At 70.3% G+C, this 18,784-nt stretch carries 20 protein-coding genes; 10 read left to right on the forward strand and 10 right to left on the reverse strand.

Going from position 1 to position 18,784, the window contains the following annotated elements; all coding sequences use genetic code 11:
* Window position 1: 1 nt before the first annotated feature.
* Genes ACR3IO_RS06725 through ACR3IO_RS06740 form a run of 4 tightly spaced genes read right to left on the reverse strand, consistent with a single transcriptional unit; the run spans window position 2 to window position 4,411 of the window.
* Entirely contained in the window at window positions 2-1,153 is a 1,152-nt protein-coding gene (locus ACR3IO_RS06725; protein WP_434070400.1) for a mandelate racemase/muconate lactonizing enzyme family protein, read from the reverse strand.
* Between the two features lie 13 nt (window positions 1,154-1,166).
* Window positions 1,167-2,093: a carbohydrate ABC transporter permease gene (locus tag ACR3IO_RS06730; protein ID WP_434070401.1), complete on the reverse strand. Its 927-nt coding sequence runs from the start codon at window positions 2,091-2,093 to the stop codon at window positions 1,167-1,169.
* 1 nt (window position 2,094) lies between these two features.
* A complete protein-coding gene (locus tag ACR3IO_RS06735) occupies window positions 2,095-3,039 on the reverse strand; it encodes a carbohydrate ABC transporter permease (protein WP_434070402.1) in 945 nt (314 codons plus the stop codon).
* A 1-nt stretch (window position 3,040) separates the two neighbouring features.
* A complete protein-coding gene (locus tag ACR3IO_RS06740; RefSeq protein WP_434070403.1) occupies window positions 3,041-4,411 on the reverse strand; it encodes an ABC transporter substrate-binding protein in 1,371 nt (456 codons plus the stop codon).
* Between the two features lie 137 nt (window positions 4,412-4,548).
* Here ACR3IO_RS06740 and ACR3IO_RS06745 point away from each other — a divergent pair, with 137 nt between their 5' ends.
* Entirely contained in the window at window positions 4,549-5,301 is a 753-nt protein-coding gene (locus ACR3IO_RS06745) for a FadR/GntR family transcriptional regulator (protein WP_434070404.1), read from the forward strand.
* Window positions 5,302-5,369: 68 nt separating this feature from the next.
* Here the strand turns inward: ACR3IO_RS06745 and ACR3IO_RS06750 are convergent, their stop codons facing one another.
* Together ACR3IO_RS06750 and ACR3IO_RS06755 are read right to left on the reverse strand one after the other, a co-directional pair.
* Window positions 5,370-7,418, reverse strand: coding sequence for a right-handed parallel beta-helix repeat-containing protein (locus tag ACR3IO_RS06750; RefSeq protein WP_434070405.1), 2,049 nt, complete (start codon window positions 7,416-7,418; stop codon window positions 5,370-5,372).
* A 227-nt stretch (window positions 7,419-7,645) separates the two neighbouring features.
* On the reverse strand, window positions 7,646-8,635 hold the full coding sequence (locus ACR3IO_RS06755; protein WP_434070406.1) for a DUF5937 family protein: 990 nt from the start codon (window positions 8,633-8,635) through the stop codon (window positions 7,646-7,648).
* 77 nt (window positions 8,636-8,712) lie between these two features.
* Between ACR3IO_RS06755 and ACR3IO_RS06760 the strand changes: the two genes are divergently transcribed.
* The 3 genes from ACR3IO_RS06760 to ACR3IO_RS06770 are packed head-to-tail and all read left to right on the forward strand — an operon-like array spanning window position 8,713 to window position 10,067.
* Window positions 8,713-9,114, forward strand: a complete 402-nt coding sequence (locus ACR3IO_RS06760; protein WP_434070407.1) for a cupin domain-containing protein — start codon at window positions 8,713-8,715, stop codon at window positions 9,112-9,114.
* A 40-nt stretch (window positions 9,115-9,154) separates the two neighbouring features.
* The gene (locus ACR3IO_RS06765; protein ID WP_434070408.1) at window positions 9,155-9,445 is read left to right on the forward strand and encodes a DUF4287 domain-containing protein; all 291 of its coding nucleotides are present in this window, start codon (window positions 9,155-9,157) and stop codon (window positions 9,443-9,445) included.
* Window positions 9,446-9,491: 46 nt separating this feature from the next.
* Window positions 9,492-10,067 carry a GNAT family N-acetyltransferase gene (locus ACR3IO_RS06770; RefSeq protein WP_434070409.1) on the forward strand — a complete coding sequence of 192 codons (576 nt, stop codon included), beginning with the start codon at window positions 9,492-9,494 and terminating at the stop codon, window positions 10,065-10,067.
* Here ACR3IO_RS06770 and ACR3IO_RS06775 read toward each other — a convergent pair.
* Window positions 10,042-10,560 (reverse strand): GNAT family N-acetyltransferase, encoded by a 519-nt coding sequence (locus ACR3IO_RS06775; RefSeq protein WP_434070410.1) that lies wholly within the window; start codon window positions 10,558-10,560, stop codon window positions 10,042-10,044. The two genes, ACR3IO_RS06770 and ACR3IO_RS06775, sit on opposite strands and share 26 nt — an antisense overlap.
* Window positions 10,561-10,622: 62 nt before the next feature.
* On the opposite strand from ACR3IO_RS06775, the gene ACR3IO_RS06780 reads away from it, so the two are divergent.
* From ACR3IO_RS06780 to ectB, 5 genes are all read left to right on the forward strand, one after another.
* Window positions 10,623-11,576, forward strand: coding sequence for a hypothetical protein (locus tag ACR3IO_RS06780; RefSeq protein WP_434070411.1), 954 nt, complete (start codon window positions 10,623-10,625; stop codon window positions 11,574-11,576).
* A gap of 11 nt (window positions 11,577-11,587) precedes the next feature.
* Window positions 11,588-12,406, forward strand: coding sequence for an SGNH/GDSL hydrolase family protein (locus tag ACR3IO_RS06785; protein WP_434070412.1), 819 nt, complete (start codon window positions 11,588-11,590; stop codon window positions 12,404-12,406).
* 127 nt (window positions 12,407-12,533) lie between these two features.
* Window positions 12,534-13,814, forward strand: coding sequence for a SufS family cysteine desulfurase (locus ACR3IO_RS06790; protein ID WP_434070576.1), 1,281 nt, complete (start codon window positions 12,534-12,536; stop codon window positions 13,812-13,814).
* Window positions 13,811-14,272 (forward strand): Fe-S cluster assembly sulfur transfer protein SufU, encoded by a 462-nt coding sequence (gene sufU, locus ACR3IO_RS06795; protein ID WP_434070413.1) that lies wholly within the window; start codon window positions 13,811-13,813, stop codon window positions 14,270-14,272. Before ACR3IO_RS06790 ends, sufU begins: the two co-directional genes overlap by 4 nt.
* Window positions 14,273-14,357: 85 nt before the next feature.
* On the forward strand, window positions 14,358-15,635 hold the full coding sequence (gene ectB, locus ACR3IO_RS06800; RefSeq protein WP_434070414.1) for a diaminobutyrate--2-oxoglutarate transaminase: 1,278 nt from the start codon (window positions 14,358-14,360) through the stop codon (window positions 15,633-15,635).
* Between the two features lie 135 nt (window positions 15,636-15,770).
* Here ectB and ACR3IO_RS06805 read toward each other — a convergent pair whose 3' ends face one another.
* From ACR3IO_RS06805 to ACR3IO_RS06815, 3 genes are all read right to left on the reverse strand, one after another.
* The gene (locus tag ACR3IO_RS06805) at window positions 15,771-16,244 is read right to left on the reverse strand and encodes a dehydrogenase (RefSeq protein ID WP_434070415.1); all 474 of its coding nucleotides are present in this window, start codon (window positions 16,242-16,244) and stop codon (window positions 15,771-15,773) included.
* Window positions 16,245-16,366: 122 nt separating this feature from the next.
* A complete protein-coding gene (locus ACR3IO_RS06810) occupies window positions 16,367-16,870 on the reverse strand; it encodes a MarR family winged helix-turn-helix transcriptional regulator (RefSeq protein ID WP_434070416.1) in 504 nt (167 codons plus the stop codon).
* Window positions 16,871-16,956: 86 nt separating this feature from the next.
* The gene (locus tag ACR3IO_RS06815) at window positions 16,957-17,958 is read right to left on the reverse strand and encodes an SDR family NAD(P)-dependent oxidoreductase (RefSeq protein WP_434070417.1); all 1,002 of its coding nucleotides are present in this window, start codon (window positions 17,956-17,958) and stop codon (window positions 16,957-16,959) included.
* A gap of 209 nt (window positions 17,959-18,167) precedes the next feature.
* Between ACR3IO_RS06815 and ACR3IO_RS06820 the strand changes: the two genes are divergently transcribed.
* Window positions 18,168-18,773, forward strand: coding sequence for a TetR/AcrR family transcriptional regulator (locus ACR3IO_RS06820; protein WP_434070418.1), 606 nt, complete (start codon window positions 18,168-18,170; stop codon window positions 18,771-18,773).
* Window positions 18,774-18,784: the final 11 nt, after the last annotated feature.

The raw sequence follows: 18,784 nt of genomic DNA on the forward strand, positions 1-18,784 counted from the left end.
CTCAGCGCTCGACGCCGTCGAGCACGACGCGCAGGCCCGCCCGCATGGGGCGCATGTGCGGCCCGGCGGGGTCGGCCCAGCCGCCGCCGTCGCGCTGCTCGGTGATGAGGGCCTCGTCGATGCGGATGCCGGAGCCGGGCTCATCGCTCAGCACGATGCCGCCGTCGGAGAACTCGTGGTCGACGAGCACGCCGTCGGCGAATCGCACGTCCTGCACCTCGGTCGTGAGGTGGTTCGGCACGGCCGTCATCACGTGCGCGACGGCCGGGTTGGCGTTGTAGCCGACCGGGCTGATCGGGATGTCGCGGGCGGCCGCGGCGAGCGCGAGCCGGTGGATGTGGGACACGCCCCAGATCGCGCCGGCCTGCACCACGTCGGGTGCGCCGGCATCGAACAACGGCCGGAACTGGTCGACGCCCGTGAGGTTCTCCCCCGTCGCGACGGCCGCACGGATGCCGTTGCTGAGCCGGGCGTGCCCGGTGGCATCCCATCGGCGAAGCGGCTCCTCGACCCAGAGCAGGTCGACGTGCTCCTCGAGCGCCGTCACGTAGCGCACGGCCTGCTTGACCTGCCAGGACTCGTTCGCGTCGAGCATGAGGCCGGGCCTGCTGGTGTTCACCCGCAGGGCGTCGGCGAGGATGCCGAGACGGCGGAGGTCGGCGTCGAAGTCGATGCCGCCCTTGAGCTTGCCGGCGACGAACCCGCGCTCGGCGAACTCGGCGTAGAAGGCGACGAGCTCGTCGTCGTCGAGGGCGATGTCCAGCCCCGAGGCGTACCCGGGCACGAAGCGGTCGCGACCGCCGAGCAGGCGCCAGAGCGGTTCATCCGCCGCCTTCGCCTTGAGGTCCCAGATGGCGGCGTCGAACGTGGCGACCCCACCGTAGGTCGCTCCGGCGTGCCCGCTCTTGAACACCTGGGCGAGCATGCGGTCGAAGAGGGCGGCTGCTCCCCGCGGATCTTCCCCCTCGATCGCGGGGAACAGCCGCTCGAGATCGGCGTGCGAGCCGATCCCGACGCCCTCGAGGCCGGTGTCGGTCTCGAGGATGACGATGGGCACCTCGGTGACGGCCTCGGGGATGTGCCCGTTCGCGTCGCCGATCGATCGCTTCCAGTGGTGCTGGGCGGTCAGGGTGCGGTATCCGGTGATCTTCATGACAGCCTCGCGCTCATTCCTTGGTTCCGCCGGCCGTCATGCCCTCGACGAGGAACCGCTGCGCGAACAGGAAGATCAACAGGATGGGGGCGACCGACAGCAGCGTCGCGAGGGCCAGCGTCGGGAGCTGGATCACGATGCTCGAGGCGGTCGTCGGGTTGAAGGCGGGCACGTTGGCCAGCATGTTGGCCAGTCCCACCTGGACGGGGATCTTGGTTCCGCCGACCACGAGGAAGGGCAGGAAGTAGTTGTTCCAGTTGGCGACGAAGCTGAAGAACCCGACCAGTGCGATGACCGGCGTCGCGAGCGGCATGGCCACCTGCGCGAACACGCGCACCTCCCCGGCGCCGTCGATGCGGGCGGCGTTCAGCAGGTCTCGGGAGACCGCGGTCGAGAAGTAGATGTAGGTCAGGTACACCCCGAACGGGAAGAACGAGAACGGCAGGATGACCGCGAGCGGGCTTCCGATGAGCCTCGCGGCGCTGAGCTCGAGGAAGATCGGGAGCACGAGCGCCGTGTTCGGGATGAGCATCACGATGAGGGTGGTCACGAGCAGCAGGCGACGGCCCTTGAACTCGATGAGCGCGAGGGCGTACCCCGCCGGGATGCTCACGATCAGCGTGATGGCGAGCGCGGCGAACGAGTAGTACGCCGAGTTGCCGATCCAGGTGGCGAAGATGCCGCTGCCGAAGGCGAACAGCTCGTTCCAGTTCGCGGCGAGCTGGTCGAACGAGCCGAACGAGAACGGCCCGTCGAGCAGGAGCTGGGTGTTCGTCTTGGTCGGCGCGAGCACCATCCAGATGATCGGGAGCACGAAGAAGGCGGCGAACACGAGCAGCACGAGCACGACCACGGCGCGGCCGATCCACTGACCCGGCGTGAGTGCGTGGCGCTCCCGGCGCCGCGGGGCCCCGTTGGTCACGAGGGCTCGGGTGGTCACGTCAGTCACGTTCGAACAACTTTCCTCGGAAGATGAAGATCGCCGAGAGCCCCAGCGCGACCACGAGCAGCATGACCGAGATCGCGGCGGATCCCGAGAAGTCGTTCTGCCGGAAGGCGTAGAGGTAGGCGAGCTGGTTGAGGGAGTAGTCCTCGGGGACGACGTTCTTGGTCGCCTGCGCGAGGATCTTCGGCTCCACGAAGAGCTGGGTGCCGGCGGCCAGCGACATGACGCCCATGTAGCTGATCCACTTCTTCAGCATCGGGAGCTGGATGTGCCACGCCGTCTGCACGGGACCGGCGCCGTCGATGCGGGCGGCCTCCATGACCTCGACCGGGATGTTGTTGAGCGCCCCGTACATGATCACGATCCAGGAGCCCGCTCCCGCCCAGAACGCGATGACGGTGAAGACGACCGGCAGGTTGCCGACGGCGACCACGTTGACGAGCGACTCGTAGCCCATGGCGTGCAGCAGTCCCGAGACCGGGCTGACCGACGGGTCGAGCACGAAGAGCCAGAGCAGCACGCTCGAGGCGCCGGCGATGGCGCCCGGCACGTAGAAGAGGAAGCGGGCCGTGTTGCCGAGCCAGCGGACGCGGATGCCGTGCACGACGATCGCGAGCAGGACCACGAAGACGATGAGGCTCACGAGCCAGAACAGCACGTACAGCGCGACGTGCAGGACGGCCGGGAGGAACCGGTAGTCGGCCATGACGCGGGCGAAGTTGTCGATGCCGACGAATTCGCCGTTGCGCGTGAACGACAGGTAGACGGCGTAGAGCGTGGGGAGCAGTCCGAAGGCCAGCAGCAGCAGGGTGTACCCGCTGACGAAGACGTAGCCGTACCGCGACTGCCCCGCGTTCATTCGGGAGGGGCGCCGGCGCCCCGCCCGACGTCGCCCGGAGGGGACGACGTCGAGCGGAACCGGAGGTGCGGTGACGGTCACGTTACTCGACCGAGTACCCGTTGACGGTGGCCTCGTTCTCGAGCTCCGTCTGCCATGCGGGCAGCAGCGACTCGATGGTCTCACCCTCGGCGATGCCGGGGATGACGACCTTCGCCCAAGCGGACTCGGGGCTCCACGAGGTGACGTTCCAGCCCGACCAGACCTGGCCTGCGGCATCCGACATCACGGTCTCGAAGTCGTCGTTCACGAAGTACTTCGCCTCGGCCTGCTTGTCGAGCCAGCCCTCGGCCGCCGTCGTGTACGCCGGGTAGCCCGAGGACGCGTCGACCTGGAACTCGTCGGCGCTGGTGACGAACTCGAGGAAGGTCTTGACCGCGTCGAGGTTCTTCGAGTGGCTCGAGGCGTACCAGACACCGCCGCCGACGTTGCCGGCCGCGACGTCGCCGCCCTCCCACTTGAGGGGAGCGCTGACGCTGATCTCGCCGGCCGGGACCGCGAGCCCGCCCTGGAAGATCGCTCCGGTGTACCAGACCGGGCCCGGAACGCCGACGAGCTTGTCGGCGTACTTCGACGCGAAGTCGGCGCTGAAGAAGCTGTCCTGCACGAGCGTGCCGTTGGCGAGCATGCCGTCGAGGATCTTCGAGATCTTCTCGGAGTTGGCGTCGGCCGTGTCGGAGTGGAACACGCCCTGCTCGGGCGACTGGAACACGGGCGACTCTGAGCCGCCGTAGTAGACGTACGTCATGAAGCTGTCGCCGAGGCTGCCGAGGATGTAGCCGGGGTGCTCCGCGGCGAGCTTGTCGCCGAGCTCGGCGTACTCCTCCCACGTGGTGGGCACGTCGTAGCCGAACTCGTCGAGCAGCTTCTGGTTGGAGAAGAAGACCGTCTGGGCGAGGTCGTTGCGCAGGCCGTAGACGGTGCCGTCGATGGTCGTGTAGTCGAGCGAGCCCGTGGCGAAGCCGTCGAGGAAGTCCTGCTCGAGGTAGCCCTTGTTGAGCGGGGCGGCGAAGCCCTGCTCGCCGTTCGTGGTCTCCTTCGAGGCCCAGATCGCGTCGTTCTGCTGGGTCGAGAAGACGACGTCGGGCCAGCCCTCGCCGGCCTGGTCCATGAGGGCGATCTTGCTCTGGAACGAGCCGCTGCCGCCGGCGGAGCCGTCGTAGGTCTCGAACGTGATGTCGATGTCGGGGTAGGCCGCCTCGAAGGCGGTGACGGCGGGCTCGCGCGAGGCGTCGACCCACACGGTGATCGGGCTGTCGGCGACCTGCTCGGCCTGGGTGAAGCCCAACGAGGTGTCACCTCCGCCCGACGCGTCGGTGGAGCAACCGCTGAGCGCGAGGAGCCCCGCGGTGGCCGCGGCGGCCACCGTGAGGAACCGGGCCGCGCGGCGGCGGGAGGACGAGTGCTGTGACATTTCGCATCCTGTTCTGGTCGGCGTCTCTGACGACAATGCACCCAGGGGCGGGGGCAGAAGTGATTACATCATACGTCTTATCAAGTTCGCAAGGGACATCATAGGTATTACCTATTTTGATCGGTATGCTGTGACGCATGTCCGAACCGATCGCCGCACCGACCGTGGCAGCCGAGTACCCCACGATCGCCGCGCGCGCCCGCGCACCACGCCTCGGCGTGACGGTCGTCGGCGCCCTCGTCGATGCGATCGTCCGCGGCGACCTGCCCTCGGGCTCGTCGCTTCCGCCCGAGGCCGTGCTCTGCGAGCAGTTCGGCGTGAGCCGCACCGTCATCCGCGAATCGGTCAAGCGCCTCGAGGAGAAGGGCCTCGTCACCGTCGCCCAGGGCCGTGGCACGCAGGTGCTGCCGCCCACCTCGTGGAGCATGATCGACGCCACCGTGCTCTCGGCCCTCGTCGCGAACGACGCGACCCTCGGCATCCTCGACGAACTCAGCGTCGTGCGCGCCGCCCTCGAGGCGGTCATCGCCCGCGACGCCGCCGTGCGTCGCACCGACGAGCAGCTCGAGCGCCTCCGCGACGCCCTCGTCCTCATGCGCGAGACGATCAGCGACGAGCCCCGCTTCAACGAGGCGGATGTCGTGTTCCACGCCGTCGTCGGCGAGATCACGTCGAACCGCCTTGCCGACAGCCTGGTGCGCACCCTGTTCGCGCAGGCCCGTGAGAGCGCCCGGTTCCACCTGCACAGCCAGCTCGACCTCACGCTCCAGGAGCACGAGCTCGTGTTCGCCGCGATCGAGGCCGGCGACCCCGAGGCCGCCGAGGCCGCCATGCGGGCCCACATCATAGACGCGTGGGAGCGACGCCGGCCGCCGAGCCCGCGCCGCTGACCGGCATGACGAACGGCCCGGGAGTTCTCCTCCCGGGCCGTTCGCCGTCGGTCACTCGCCAGGTGGCGTCAGCCGCGGGCGCCCGCCTCGGCCATCACCTGGTGCGCGGCATCCGGCCACTGCTCCTGCGGCACGCCGTTCAGCTCGACGTTGTCGGTCCACGTCGTGAAGTACTCGGGGAACCGCACGTAGCGCTCGCGTCCGCCGGTCCACCAGTTGCCCGTGAACGTCAGGTCGAGGGTGTTGAAGATCTCGGGCCCGTTCGTGTCGGCGTTCACGTAGATGTAGCGGCTCGAGTCGAGGATCACGTTCTCGCGCACCTCGATGTAGCGCGACCCCTGGTCGATGAGCATGCCGAACGTCTCGCGGCTGTCGGAGATGTAGTTGCGCTCGATGACCGTGCCCGGGCTCGCCGACAGCGTGTAGATGCTGCCGCCGTCGTGCATCTCGTTCTTCGTGTCGTAGATGCGGTTGTACGCCACGTGGTTGTCGCGGAACGTGGTGGGCGTGTCGTACACGGGCTGGTACTCGAAGAGGCCCGCGTCCTTGTAGTACTGGTTGCCGCCCGGGTCGTTGATGCCCCAGCCCCACCCGATGTCGATGCCGTCGTACGGCAGGTCGGTGAGGGTGTTGTGCGAGATCTCGGCGCGCGTGACGTAGGTCGAGAGGATGCCGGCGCTGTCGCGGTACCCCTGGCCGATGCGGGTGATCGTGTTGTCCTCGATCGTGATGTCCTGCACGGTCATGCGCGGGTCGCTCGGGTGGTGCGCATCCGGCTGGATGCCGCCGACGACGACGCCGGATCCGGCGAGGTCGCTGAACGTGTTGCCGAGCACGTCGATGTCGGATGCCCCGTAGCCGACGCCCGTGGCGTGCGCGTTCGGGTCCATGCCGATGCCGAGGCCGACCGAGCCGAGCTGCTCGAACTCGTTGCCCTCGAAGGCGACGTCGGATGCCGCGGAGACCTGCACGGCCGCCGGGATCTGCCACCACTCGTTGCGGGAGGCCTCGAACTCGGGGCATCCGTCCTGGCAGGTGTCGAGGTAGTCGGCGGGCGGCGCGTACTGGCCGACCATGTGGGCACCGCTCTGCTGGTCGGCGTAGCCCTGCTCGCTGCTGGGTCGCAGCCACGTCGTGTCGGCGAAGCGGATGCCGGTGAAGTCGAGGCCGGTGACGGGGCGGTCGTAGGTGCCGCCGATCTCGACGAGCGTCTCGAGGCGCGGCAGGCGCACGTCGAGGCCGTCCATCGTCGCGCCGGGCTCGGCCTCGTAGTAGACCTTGCCGCCCGGGGAGTCGAGGTACCACTCGCCCGGGTTCTGGAAGAACTCGTAGGCGTTCGCGATGTAGATCGCGCCGCGGTTGTACGGCGACTTCAGGGTGTCGTAGCCGAAGTTGTTGTTCTGCCAGGCCGGCTGGACCATGTTGATGTCGTTGCCGACGATGGACTCGACGGGCGAGATGCGGTCGGTGAACGAGCCCATGCTGACGATCTCGAGGTCGGACTGGTTGCCGAGCGTGCTGAGGTCGCCGAACCGGTCGTCGTTCAGGGTCAGCCCCTGCTCGGTCCAGGTCAGGTGGGCGCGGTCCTTCTTGTCGGCGCCGAGCTGCAGCTGCGTGCGCTTGGCGGGCGTGCCGTCGACGTAGAGCTGCCGTGACTCGGTGCCGGGTGCGACGTCGGCGACCCAGATGTTCTGCTCGGCGTCGTGGAGGGTCCACCCCGTGACCGCGCTGCCGCCCGAGAGCACGGCCTGCTCGCCCGGCGCGCTCGCCCAGGTCACGGTGTGCCCGTTCGCGCCGGCATCCTGCGGCCCGAACTCGAGCGGCCGCTGCAGTTCGTACACGCCGCCGTCGAGCAGCACCGTGACGTCCTGCTTCTTGCCCTTGTTCTTCACCACGCTCTGGGCGGCGTCGATGGACGTCACGACGATGTCGCCCTTCGGTGCGCCGTGCTTGCCGTTCGGGGCGACGACGACGGTGAGCGCGCCGTCCTTGCCGCTGCCGTTGCCCCCGTTTCCACCGTTCCCGGCGTACGCCGGCTGGGCCACGGCGACCAGGCCGACGACCGCGACCGCGGCTGCGGTGACCGCCGTCAGGCGTCGCTGAGTGAGTATCCTCATTGATTTCTCCTCGAATCGTGTGTCGAATGACATCATACGAATTGGAAGACTACGAGCCCCATTCGGGGGGCGTCAAGCGCGTGTGCAGCATGCGCAACACGAGAGTCGTCAGATGACCGCGTGGGAGCGCGACCATCCGCGGCATCGCGGGCGACACGCCGAATCGCGGCGCGACGGCGCAGAACGGCCCCGACGATGCATCCGCCCGGGCCGTTCGGTCCTTGCCGCTACAGCGCCGCCCCGACCACCGCCTCGCCGAGCGGCGTGCGCAGGTGCAGCATCCGCGCGCCGTCGCGTCGGCTCGCGACGAGCCCGCTCTCACGGAGCACGCCGAGGTGATGCGAGGCCGTCGAGATCGCGAGCCCCGCGTCGGATGCCACCTGCGATGTCGTGCGCTCGGCATGCGCGGCGAGCAGGATGCCGGCGCGCGCGGGACCGAGCAGCGCGCCGAGGGCCTCGGCGGCCGAGCCGGGGTCGCGCGCCCACGTCTCGGTCACGCCCTGCGCGGGGTAGAAGATCGTGGGCTGGGCGGGCGGCTCGGTGAGCACCGAGCAGCCGTGTGCGGTCATCACCGACGGCACCAGCACGAGTCCGCTGCCGCGGCAGTCGAGCGCCTCGCGGTGCAGGCGGAGTTCGACGCGCACGACGTCGTCGCTCCAGCCCACGGTGCGGTGCAGCGAGCCGACCATGCCCGCGAGCCCCTCGGTCGTGATGCGCCGGGCCCGCACCGCGATGTCGGCGCGCAGGATGCGTTCGAGCTGCACCCAGACCGGCGCCAGCACGGCCTCCCACATCGCCTCGAACGCGTCGGCGAGCGTCGCCCGGGCGCGCAGCGGGTCGTCGAGCATCTGCTGGATGGCCCGCTGCCTGGCGCCCGTCGACCGCAGCACCATCTTCGCCAGGTCGACCCGCATGAGGTCGGGCGAGACCTGCCGCAACCGCGCGAACTCGTCCTCGGGCTGCATGTTCCACGTCGGCGTCGCCGTGAAGAAGTCGGGGAAGTACCCCTCTGCCCCGATGACGGTCGCGAGCAGGTCGAACGGCTGCCGCGGCATCCGGGATCGCACGCTGCGGAGCCACCCCCACTGCAGCGGATGCTCCTCGGGTCGCTGCAGCACGCGCATCGCGTTGCAGAGCTCGTGGCCCGGCGAGACGCCGAACCGGATCGCCGAGATGTCGCCCGGCACGAGACGGAAGTCGACGAAGTTTCGATCCACATCGAAACACTAACGCGAGCGGATGCCGCGGGAGGAGCCTGTTCACATCACCCGCCGTCACCGACCAGGAGGCATCCATGATCACGTCATCGACGCCGGCCGAGCTCACGCTCGCGCCGACGACGGACTCGTCCGCCGCGCCGGAGCTCGTGCACGCGAGCGACCTGCTCATCAGCGCGACGAGCCGCACCCGCCGGTTCGTCGGCGCCGAGCACGGATCGGGCGTCTCGTACTTCTTCGTCGACTACGAGACCGGGCAGGGCACCGACCTGCACTGGCACCCGTATCCCGAGACCTGGGTCGTGCTCGAGGGCGAGGCGACGCTCACGATCGGCGACCGGCAGGTCACGGCGGGCGTCGGCGACACGGCGACCGTGCCCACCGGGGTGTGGCACAGGTTCACCAACGCGGGCGAGGCGCGGCTCAAGGTCTTGTGCATCCACGCCTCCCCCGTCATCATCCAGACGTGGGCCGACTGAGCACCGCTCCCGCACCCACCCAGACCAGCGAAGGAAGACCATGACGTTCCAGGCGTACCTCGACAACATCGAGGCCAAGACGGGCCTCACGCCCCGGCAGTTCATCGAGCTCGCGCACGAGCAGGGCTTCGACGAGACCACGAAGTCGGCGCCCATCGTCGCGTGGCTGAAGGCCGACTACGGGCTCGGCCAGGGGCACGCGATGGCGCTCGTGCACGTGATCACGAAGGGCCCGCAGATCAGCGACAAGCACGTGGGCACCGGCACCGCGCACAGCGACCCGAGCAACATGCTCTGGCTCGACGGGGCGGCGACGAACCCGAACGGCTAGCCACGGCAGCCTTCCGGATGTCGGACGCCGGTGGCATCGTGGCCCCATGGGGATCGAGGTGCGACCGGCGTCCGTGTTCGACGACGTCGCCACGATGGTCGGGCCCAAGCGGCCTGATGCGAACGTGTGCTTCTGCCTGAGCTATCGCGTGCCGTCCAAGGAGAACCTGGCCCTCACGGGCACCGCACGCGGCGATCGCGTGCGCGAACTCTGCGCCGAAGACCCGCCGCCGGGCGTGCTCGCCTACGACGGCGACGAGGTCGTGGGGTGGGCGGCCGTGCACCCGCGGGCCGACACGAGCTTCGCCCGCAACCGGAAGATCCCGCACGTCGACGACCTCGACGTGTGGTCGGTGTGGTGCATCCGCGTGCGCCCCGGCCATCGAGGCGAGGGCATCTCGCACGCCCTGCTCGCCGGTGCGGTCGACTTCGCGCGCGAGCACGGCGCCCCCGCCGTCGAGGGCTACCCCGTCGACAACCAGGGCGAGAAGGTCGACCTGACCATGGCCTACGTCGGCACCCGCTCGCTGTTCCAGAAGGCCGGCTTCCGCAAGGCCGCCGACACCACGTCGGTGCTCAACGGGTTCCCCCGCGTGCTCATGCGCCTGGCACTCGATACTTGAACCCCACGTGCGAGGCTGCGAAGCCGAGCCGCTCGTAGAAGCGGTGCGCGTCGGCGCGCGCGGCATCCGACGTCAGCTGCACGAGGCTCGATCCGAGCTCGGGTGCGGCGACCTCGGTCACCCACCGCATCATCGCGCCGCCGATGCCCGCCGAGCGCAGGTCGCTGCGCACCCGCACGGCCTCGACGAGCAGCCGCGTCGAGCCGCGCCGCGCCATGCCCGGGATGCGCGTGAGCTGCATCGTGCCGACGAGCCGCCCCTCGGCGCTCTCGGCCACGAGCAGGTCGTTGCCCGCGTCGTCGAGGATCTCCTCGAGGGCTCGGCGGTACTCGGGTGCGTCCTCGGCCGAGGCCACGTCGCCCCGCGACGCGCTGATCGGGTCGTCCGAGAGCAGCGTCATGAGCCCGTCGAGGTCGGCGGAGCTCGCGCGCCGGAGGCGCACGGTGCCGGCGCGCGTGTCGAGGGGAACGGGCAGGTCGAGCGAACGCAGCATGGGTCCAGTCTGGCGCGGCAACCCCCTTGGCACGGACACCCGCAGCCGACAGCATGGAACCCATGGACCGCGTGGATGTCACCGAATGGCTGCTCGAATCCGATCCCTCCGTGCGCTGGCAGGTGATGCGCGACCTGACCGACCAGCCCGACGACGTCGTCGCGACCGAACGGGCTCGCGTCGCGACCGAGGGCTTCGGGGCGAGCCTGCTCGACCTGCAGACCGACGACGGCTACTGGAACGGCGAGGAGTACGGCGTCGACGGCGACCGGCGCAGCGTCATGTGGACGCTCCAGTCGCTGCGGCGACTCGGCATCGATCCGGATGCCGCGCCCGTGCGCACCGCGATCGAACGCGTCCGTTCGAACGTGCGGTTCCGCGACTTCGAGGAGGCCTTCCCGTTCTTCTCCGGCGAGGTCGAGGCGTGCATCAACGGCGGCGTGCTCGCGGCATCCGCCTACTTCGGCGTGCTCGGCGACGGCGCCGACCGCATGATCGGGCTGCTGCTCGACGGGCAGCTCGACGACGGCGGCTGGAACTGCGAGCCGCGCGAGGAGTCCGATCGCTCGTCGTTCGACTCGACCCTCTGCGTGCTCGAGGGGCTGCTCGCCTACCAGCGGGCGGTCGGCGATGCGACACCGGCCGAGGTGATCGAGGCCCGCCACCGCGGCGAGGAGTACCTGCTCGAGCGCAACCTCTACCGCCGCAAGTCGACCGGCGGCATCGTGCGCGAGCGGTACGAGAACTTCATCTTCCCGCCGTACTGGGTGTACGACGTGCTCCGCTCCCTCGATCACTTCCGCGATGCGGGGCTCGTGGAGGGCACCGAACCCGACGAGCGCATCGCGCCCGCGCTCGACCTGCTCGAGTCCCACCGCCTCGACGACGGGCGCTGGGCGGCGGGCGACCCCTGGAACGGCCGGGTGTTCCTCGCACTCGACTCGGCACCCGGCGAGCCGAGCCCGTGGAACACGCTCCGGGCGCTCCGGGTGCTCGACTGGGCCGGCCGGGCCTGACCGCGACGCGCATGCCCGGGAGCACCACGACGGCCCGCCGCGCGGCGACGAACCGGTCGACGACCCGCCGTTCGACGACCCGCCGGCCCATCGTCACGTCGATCGCCCTGGCGGCGACCGCCGCGGCCGTCGCCCTCTGGTGGCGGTGGCTCGCCCGCCGCCAGCACCACTGGCGAACGGCCCTCTCCGAGGCGATCCCCGTGAATTCCGCGTACTGGCGCGAGCAGCGGGCGGGCCCCGGCGAGCTCCTCTACGTCGCGATCGGCGACTCCGCAGCCCAGGGCATCGGCGCGAGCCGGCCCGGCCACAGCTACGTCGGCTTCATCGCGCAGTCGCTGGCGGCGGCATCCGCTCGGCCCGTCCGCACGGTGAACCTCGGGATCTCGGGCGCGACGCTGCGCATCGCGATCGACGACGAACTGCCCGTGCTCGAGGAGCTCGCGCCCGACGTGCTCACGGTGTGCATCGGCGCGAACGACATCGCGGACTTCGACGCCGCGCGATTCGACCGCGAGATCCGGGAGCTGTTCGCGCGCCTGCCCGACCATGCGATCGTCGCCGACCTGCCGAGCTTCTACTTCCCGCCGGCGCAGGGCAGGGTGCGCACCGCGAACCGCCTGCTGCGCGCCGCCGCGGCCGAGCGCGGCCTCGTGGTCGTGCCGCTCTTCGCCCGCACCGACCGGCAGGGGCTGTGGGGCGTCTCGACCCAGTTCGCGGGCGACCTGTTCCACCCGAACGACCGCGGATACCGCATCTGGGCGGCGGCGTTCCGCCAGGCCGTCGAGGCGCGCCTGGCGCAGTCGGGCGGGGCCGACGGACGTCAGGGCTGACGCCTCCCCCGGACGATCTGCGCCCGACCGGCCGGCACTCGGCCGAAGTGCGAGACACTTGAAGGGCACCACCGGCGCCGTCCGTCGCGTCCGATCGGGTGCAGGAGAACACGTGACCTTCGAATCCATGACGACATCCGAGCCGCTCGACCTCGCGAGCATCCGCCAGGACTTCCCGTACCTCGCGCAGGAGCTGAACGGCTTCCCGCTGGCCTACCTCGACTCGGGCGCCACCGCGCAACGGCCCGTGCAGGTGCTCGACGCCGAACGCGCGTTCCTCGAGCACGCGAACGCGGCCGTGCACCGCGGCGCCTCGACGCTCGTCGGCACCTCGACGATGGCGTTCGAGGGCGCGCGGGCGACCGTGGCGGCCTTCGTCGGCGCGGGCGAACGCGAGATCGTCTGGGCCGAGAACGCGACCGACGCGATCAACATCGTCGCGCTCGGCATGGCGGATGCCGCAGCCGGCCTCGGTGGCGCCGAGGCCGACGTGTTCCGGCTCGGGCCGGGAGATGAGATCGTCGTGACCGAGGCCGAGCACCACGCCGACCTCATCCCGTGGCAGCGCCTCGCCGCGAAGACGGGTGCGACGCTGCGGTGGATCCCCGTGCGCGACGACGGCACGTGGGGCATCGACGACGCGGCATCCGTCATCGGCCCGAAGACGAAGCTCGTGGCGTTCGCGCACGTCTCGAACGTGACGGGCCACATCGCACCCGTGACCGACGTGGTCGAGCTCGCGCACCGCCAAGGCGCGCTCGTGCTGCTCGACGCGTGCCAGTCGGTGCCGCACCGGCCCACCGACTTCGGCACGCTCGGCGTGGACTTCGCCGCGTTCTCGGCGCACAAGATGCTCGGCCCCAACGGCATCGGCGTGCTCTACGGCCGCGAGCACCTGCTCGACGCGCTGCCGCCGGCCCGCACGGGCGGCTCGACCATCACGACCGTGACCATGGAGTCGGCCGAGTTCCTGCCGTCGCCGCAGCGGTTCGAGGCGGGCACCCAGCCCGTGTCGCAAGCGGTCGCCCTCGCCGAGGCCGTGCGCTACCTCGAGCGGCTCGACATGCATCGCGTGCACGAGCACGAGGTCGAGCTCGCAGCGCTCCTCGTCGACGAGGTCTCACGAATCCCGGGCATCCGCCTGGTCGGCAGCGGTCCCGGCGTCGAGCGCGGCGCCCTCGCGAGCGTCGACGTGCCCGGTGTGCATGCGCACGACGTGGGCCAGTTCCTCGACTCGCGCGGCATCGCCGTGCGCGTCGGGCACCACTGCGCGCAGCCGCTGCACCGCCGACTCGGGCTACGGGCGACCACCCGAGCGAGCGCCTACGTCTACACGACCGCCGACGAGGTGCGCCGCTTCACGGCCGCCCTCGCCGAGGTGCGCGGCTTCTTCGGGGTGAGCGCATGAGCGACCTCTCGGGCCTCTACCAGGAGCTCATCCTCGACCACTCGAAGCGGCGCATCGGCGACGGCGCGCTCGTCGACCCGCACGCCTCGCATCACGAGCTGAACCCCACGTGCGGCGACGAGATCACCCTCGGCATCCGCCTCGACGCATCCGGCACCTCGGTCGAGGCGGTCGGATGGACGGGCGACGGATGCAGCATCTCGATGGCGTCCGCGTCGGCCCTGACCGAACTCGTGGTCGGCTCCGACGTCGCGCACGTGCGCGAGCTCATCGACGGGTTCCGGGCGATGCTCCGCTCGCAGGGCGCCGGCGAACCCGACGAAGACCTGCTCGGCGACGCGATCGCCTTCCACGGCGTCTCGAAGTACGTCATGCGCGTCAAGTGCGCGATGCTCTCGTGGGTCGCGCTCGAGGCGTGCCTGAACGCGGCCGTCGCCACGTCGCCGGCCGAGGCCTGACGACGGATGCCTCGGCGCTGACGCCCAGCCAAGAGGCTTAGGCTCGTACCACCGCCGCTGCCCACAGAAAGAGGAACCGCCTGCCATGAGCGACGCCTTGGACGTCTTCGACCGCCGTGAGTCTGAGGTGCGCGGCTACGTGCGCGCCTTCCCGACCGTGTTCGACCGGGCGGTGGGTTCGACCCTCATCGGCGAAGACGGCCGCGAGTACCTCGACTTCTTCGCCGGCGCCGGCGTGCTGAACTACGGGCACAACAACCCGCTCTTCACACGCGCGCTCATCGAGTACCTCGAGCACGACGGCATCATCCACGGGCTCGACATGGCGACCTCGGCCAAGAAGGCCTTCATCGAGGCCTTCGAGCGCCTCGTGCTCGAGCCCCGCGGGCTCGACCACAAGCTGCAGTTCACCGGCCCCACCGGCGCCAACGCCGTCGAGGCCGCGCTCAAGGTCGCCCGCCAGGCGACCGGACGCACCAACGTGATCGCATTCACGAACGCGTTCCACGGCCTGAGCATCGGCGCCCTCGCGGCGACCGGCAACAGCCACTACCGCGGCGCCGCGGGCATCACGCTCGACAACATCACGCGCCTGCCGTACGACGGCTACCTCGGAGCCGAGGTCGACACCCTCGACCTGCTCGAGAAGATGCTCGACGACCCGGGTTCGGGCGTCGACCTGCCCGCCGCGGTCATCGTCGAGGCCGTGCAGGGCGAGGGCGGCATCAACGTCGCCGGCGTCCCGTGGCTCCAGCGCCTGCGGGCCCTGACCGCCGAGCGCGGCATCCTCCTCATCCTCGACGAGATCCAGGCCGGTATCGGCCGCACGGGCGCGTTCTTCGCGTTCGAGCAGTCGGGCATCGTCCCCGACATCGTGACGGTGTCCAAGTCCATCTCGGGCTCGGGCCTGCCGATGTCGCTCGTGCTCCTGCGCCCCGAGGTCGACGTCTGGAAGCCGGGCGCCCACACCGGCACGTTCCGCGGCAACAACCTCGCGTTCGTCTCCGCGCGCGCGGCCCTCGAGAACTACTGGGCCGACACCGCCTTCGTCGACGGCGTCGCCTCGAAGTCGGCGCTGCTCGCGTCGGAGCTCGAGAAGATCGCCGCCGAGTACCCCGACCTCGGGTTCGTCGTGCGCGGCCGCGGCCTCATGTACGGGCTCGCGTGCGACGCCGACCGCGGCCTCGCCGGACGCATCTCGAAGCAGGCGTTCACGCGCGGACTCGTCATCGAGACCTCGGGCGCCCACGACGAGGTGCTGAAGTTCCTGCCCGCGCTCACGATCACCGAAGACGAGCTGCTGCGCGGGCTCGAGATCGTGCGCGAGAGCCTCGCGGCGGCGCTGGCGGCGCCGACCGAGTAGGCGCACGACACGAGATCGACGAAGGGCGGATGCTGCGGCATCCGCCCTTCGTCGTTCTCGTCGCACCACGCTTCGTTTGCGGTCGCGACGGCCGTTCAGCCATCGGGCGGCGCATCGGCGCCACCGCCGGTCGAGCTACTCGACCGACTCGGCGTCGGCGAGGTGCCGGGCGCCGTGGCTCAGCACCTTGACGACGATGCCGCGACGGCGGAGCGCCGCGATGGTGCGCGACTCCTCGTCGACGGTGCGGCCCATGGCGTGCCGGTTGGCCACGACGAGCACGTCGCCCGATCGCAGCGTGCCGAAGAAGCGCTCGAGTCGCTCCTCCCACGAGTCGTCGTTCTCGGGTGCCGGGAACCGGAAGTCGGGGATCGCCACGCCGAACTGGGTGAGGTCGCGCCGCTGCTCGACGATCGGCGGCATGTCGTCGCGCGCGACGACGAGGCCGACCAGTCGGGAGCCCTCGGGCTTCGCCTTCCACCAGTCGGAGTCGCGCTGCAGCTCGACGAAGCACTCGGGACAGTCGTTGGCGACGTGCACGTGCGTCGCCGTTCCGAGCCCCGCGGAATCCGCGTGCCCGCTCGACGCCGCACTCGTCACATCACTCATGGTCTGCCCTTCTGGTTTGCACCATTGTCCCAGTTCCGACCGACATCGGGGAGACATCCGCGACTCGCACCGTTTCGCCCTCCACGGGTGGATCCAACCGGGTGGATCGCCGCGGCGGGCGGCTACTGGTCCTGCGAGAGCAGGCGCAGCAGCCGGGCCAGCGCGGCCTGGTCGTCGCGACTGAGCGCACCGAGCTCGACGGCCTCGCGCTCGACCAGCCCGCGCATCGCCTCGTCGACCCGCTCGATGCCCTCGGGGCGAAGTCGCACGAGCACGCTCCGACCGTCGCGCGGGTTCGGGCGGCGCTCGACGAGCCCGCGGGCGACGAGGTTCTCCAGCCGGTTCGTCATCGCGGCGCTGCCGATCATGGTCGCCGAGATGAGCTGGGCGGGACTGAGCTCGTGCGGCTCCTCCTGCCGCCGCAGGGCGGCGAGCACGTCGAACTCCCACGACGCGAGTCCGGCGTCCTTGAACGCAGCGGCGCGGAGCTTCGCGAGCCGATTGGCTGCCCGCCGCAGTCGTGACATCACGTCGAGCGGCGACAGGTCGGTGTCGGGGAGTCGCCGCGACCACGCGTCGATCAGCAGATCGACCTCGTCGTCGCGTTCGCTCGGTCTGGGGTTCACACCTCGACAGTAGCGAACGCGTACGCGAACGGGCGGGCCGGATGCCGCAGCATCCGACCCGCCCGTCGTTCACGCGGAAGGCGCGACTACTGCACCGACCAGCCGCCGTCGGAGGCGAGGATCGCGCCGTTGATGTTGACGGCATCCTCGCTCAGCAGGAAGGTGATCGAGGCGGCGAGCGCCTCGGCCGTCGCGACCGAGGGGATGGCGCCCTGGAACGGCGCGAGGCGGGCCGAGCCGACCTCGGACACGTGCGGGGGGAACGGGATGCCGGTCGCGACGCCGCCGGGAGCGACGGCGTTCACGCGCACGCCCTGCAGCGCGTACATGAAGGCGGCCGACTTGGTGAGGCCGACGACGGCGTGCTTGGACGCCGTGTAGGCGTTGCCCGACGCGTTGCCGCGCAGGCCCGCCTCGCTCGCGACGTTGACGATCGAGCCCTTGCCGGCCTCGAGCATGAACGGCACGACGGCGCGCGTGAGCTTGAACGTGCCGGTCACGTTGACCGCCATGACCTTGTCCCAGATGGCGTCGGGCGTCTCGTGGATCGGCGAGAAGTCGTCGTTGATGCCGGCGACGTTCGCGAGGCCCCAGATCTTGTCGCCGGCGGCGGCGACGATCGCGTCGATCGACTCCTGCTTGGTGATATCGCCGGCGACGGTCACGATCTCGGCGCCGGGCACGGATGCCGCGAACTCGTCGAGCTTCTCGGCCGAGATGTCGACGGCGACGACGCGGCCGCCCTCGCGGGCGACGCGGCTCGCGGTGGCGCGACCGATGCCGGATGCCGCGCCGGTGACGATGACCGTCTTACCGGCGAAGCGGCCCTGCGTGACCTGCTCCTTCCAGGCGGTGGACTCGGCGTCTTCGGGGATGACGCCGCCGTTCACGGCCTTGACGAGCTCGTCGACGGCAGCCTGGGGCATCTGGCCCTGGCTCATGACGACGAGCTGCTGGAGGGGAAGGCTGGCGATCGGCGCGAGCTGGTCGGTCGAACCGCCGCCCTGGCTGACGAGACCCTGGAGCGCGGCCTTGCCTGCGGGGTCGGCGAGCCATTCGGCGATGGTGGAGTTGGCGGTCAGCGCCATGATGCTTCCTTCTTTCTGTCCGGCCGGATCGGTCGAAGCGGGGTGCGCCGGATGTCTCGGGGCTGCGGCATCCGTCGGTCCGTCGGGATGCTGCACCACACCGTGCGACTCCGGACGGGACACCTCCAGCCTAAACAACATCTGTCGGATATCCGACAATTGTCGGCGAAATCACGGTTTCGCCGCCGGATGCCTGCGAGAATGCCGACGTGAGCGAATCGAGCGACGACCGCGTCGATGCGCGCGTCGAACGCACGAGGCGCGTGCTCCAGCACGCCGCGCTCACGCTCGCGCGGGAGGGCCGCTTCGACGACGCCACCGTGGCCGAGATCACCGACGAGGCCGGCGTCAACCGGTCGAGCTTCTACCAGCACTACGACGACCGCCAGCACCTGCTCGCCGATGCCATCGAGGCCGCCGAGATCGAGGCCGTCGCCGACCTCGGCACGCCAACCGACATCCCGTCGCAGCTGCCGCCGTCGATGGTCGCCTTCCTCCAGCACTTCGAGACGGATGCCGAGCTCTACCGACGCCTGCTCGGCGAGCGCGGCTCCCCCATCGTCGTGGCACGCATCCGCGCCCGGTTCGAGGCGCAGGCCCGGGCGGGCGTGATCTCGTCGGGCACGACGGCCTTCGAGGGGCTGCCGATCGACATCGTCGCGGCCGGCATCGCGGGATCGTGCATGGCCGTCATCCAGGCGTGGCTCGAGCTCGACCCGCGCCCGAGCGTCGAGACGGCGGCGGAGTGGGTGTGGCGCGTGCTCGTCGGTCCCGGCGTGCCGCTCTCGTCGGAACGGCGCGATCGGCAACCGTAGAGGCAGGTCTC

It is taken from the genome of Agromyces sp. Marseille-Q5079, from assembly GCF_051016555.1.
GTDB lineage: Bacteria > Actinomycetota > Actinomycetes > Actinomycetales > Microbacteriaceae > Agromyces.

Bases quoted from the DNA above. Each gene is read 5' to 3' on its own strand.
- ACR3IO_RS06780 (WP_434070411.1), top strand. From the start codon at position 10,623: ATGGACCGCGTGGATGTCACCGAATGGCTGCTCGAATCCGATCCCTCC.
- ectB (WP_434070414.1), top strand. From the start codon at position 14,358: ATGAGCGACGCCTTGGACGTCTTCGACCGCCGTGAGTCTGAGGTGCGC.
- ACR3IO_RS06745 (WP_434070404.1), top strand. From the start codon at position 4,549: ATGTCCGAACCGATCGCCGCACCGACCGTGGCAGCCGAGTACCCCACG.
- ACR3IO_RS06760 (WP_434070407.1), top strand. From the start codon at position 8,713: ATGATCACGTCATCGACGCCGGCCGAGCTCACGCTCGCGCCGACGACG.
- ACR3IO_RS06790 (WP_434070576.1), top strand. From the start codon at position 12,534: ATGACGACATCCGAGCCGCTCGACCTCGCGAGCATCCGCCAGGACTTC.
- ACR3IO_RS06770 (WP_434070409.1), top strand. From the start codon at position 9,492: ATGGGGATCGAGGTGCGACCGGCGTCCGTGTTCGACGACGTCGCCACG.
- ACR3IO_RS06725 (WP_434070400.1), bottom strand. From the start codon at position 1,153: ATGAAGATCACCGGATACCGCACCCTGACCGCCCAGCACCACTGGAAG.
- sufU (WP_434070413.1), top strand. From the start codon at position 13,811: ATGAGCGACCTCTCGGGCCTCTACCAGGAGCTCATCCTCGACCACTCG.
- ACR3IO_RS06750 (WP_434070405.1), bottom strand. From the start codon at position 7,418: ATGAGGATACTCACTCAGCGACGCCTGACGGCGGTCACCGCAGCCGCG.
- ACR3IO_RS06775 (WP_434070410.1), bottom strand. From the start codon at position 10,560: ATGCTGCGTTCGCTCGACCTGCCCGTTCCCCTCGACACGCGCGCCGGC.
- ACR3IO_RS06740 (WP_434070403.1), bottom strand. From the start codon at position 4,411: ATGTCACAGCACTCGTCCTCCCGCCGCCGCGCGGCCCGGTTCCTCACG.
- ACR3IO_RS06765 (WP_434070408.1), top strand. From the start codon at position 9,155: ATGACGTTCCAGGCGTACCTCGACAACATCGAGGCCAAGACGGGCCTC.
- ACR3IO_RS06815 (WP_434070417.1), bottom strand. From the start codon at position 17,958: ATGGCGCTGACCGCCAACTCCACCATCGCCGAATGGCTCGCCGACCCC.
- ACR3IO_RS06785 (WP_434070412.1), top strand. From the start codon at position 11,588: ATGCCCGGGAGCACCACGACGGCCCGCCGCGCGGCGACGAACCGGTCG.
- ACR3IO_RS06805 (WP_434070415.1), bottom strand. From the start codon at position 16,244: ATGAGTGATGTGACGAGTGCGGCGTCGAGCGGGCACGCGGATTCCGCG.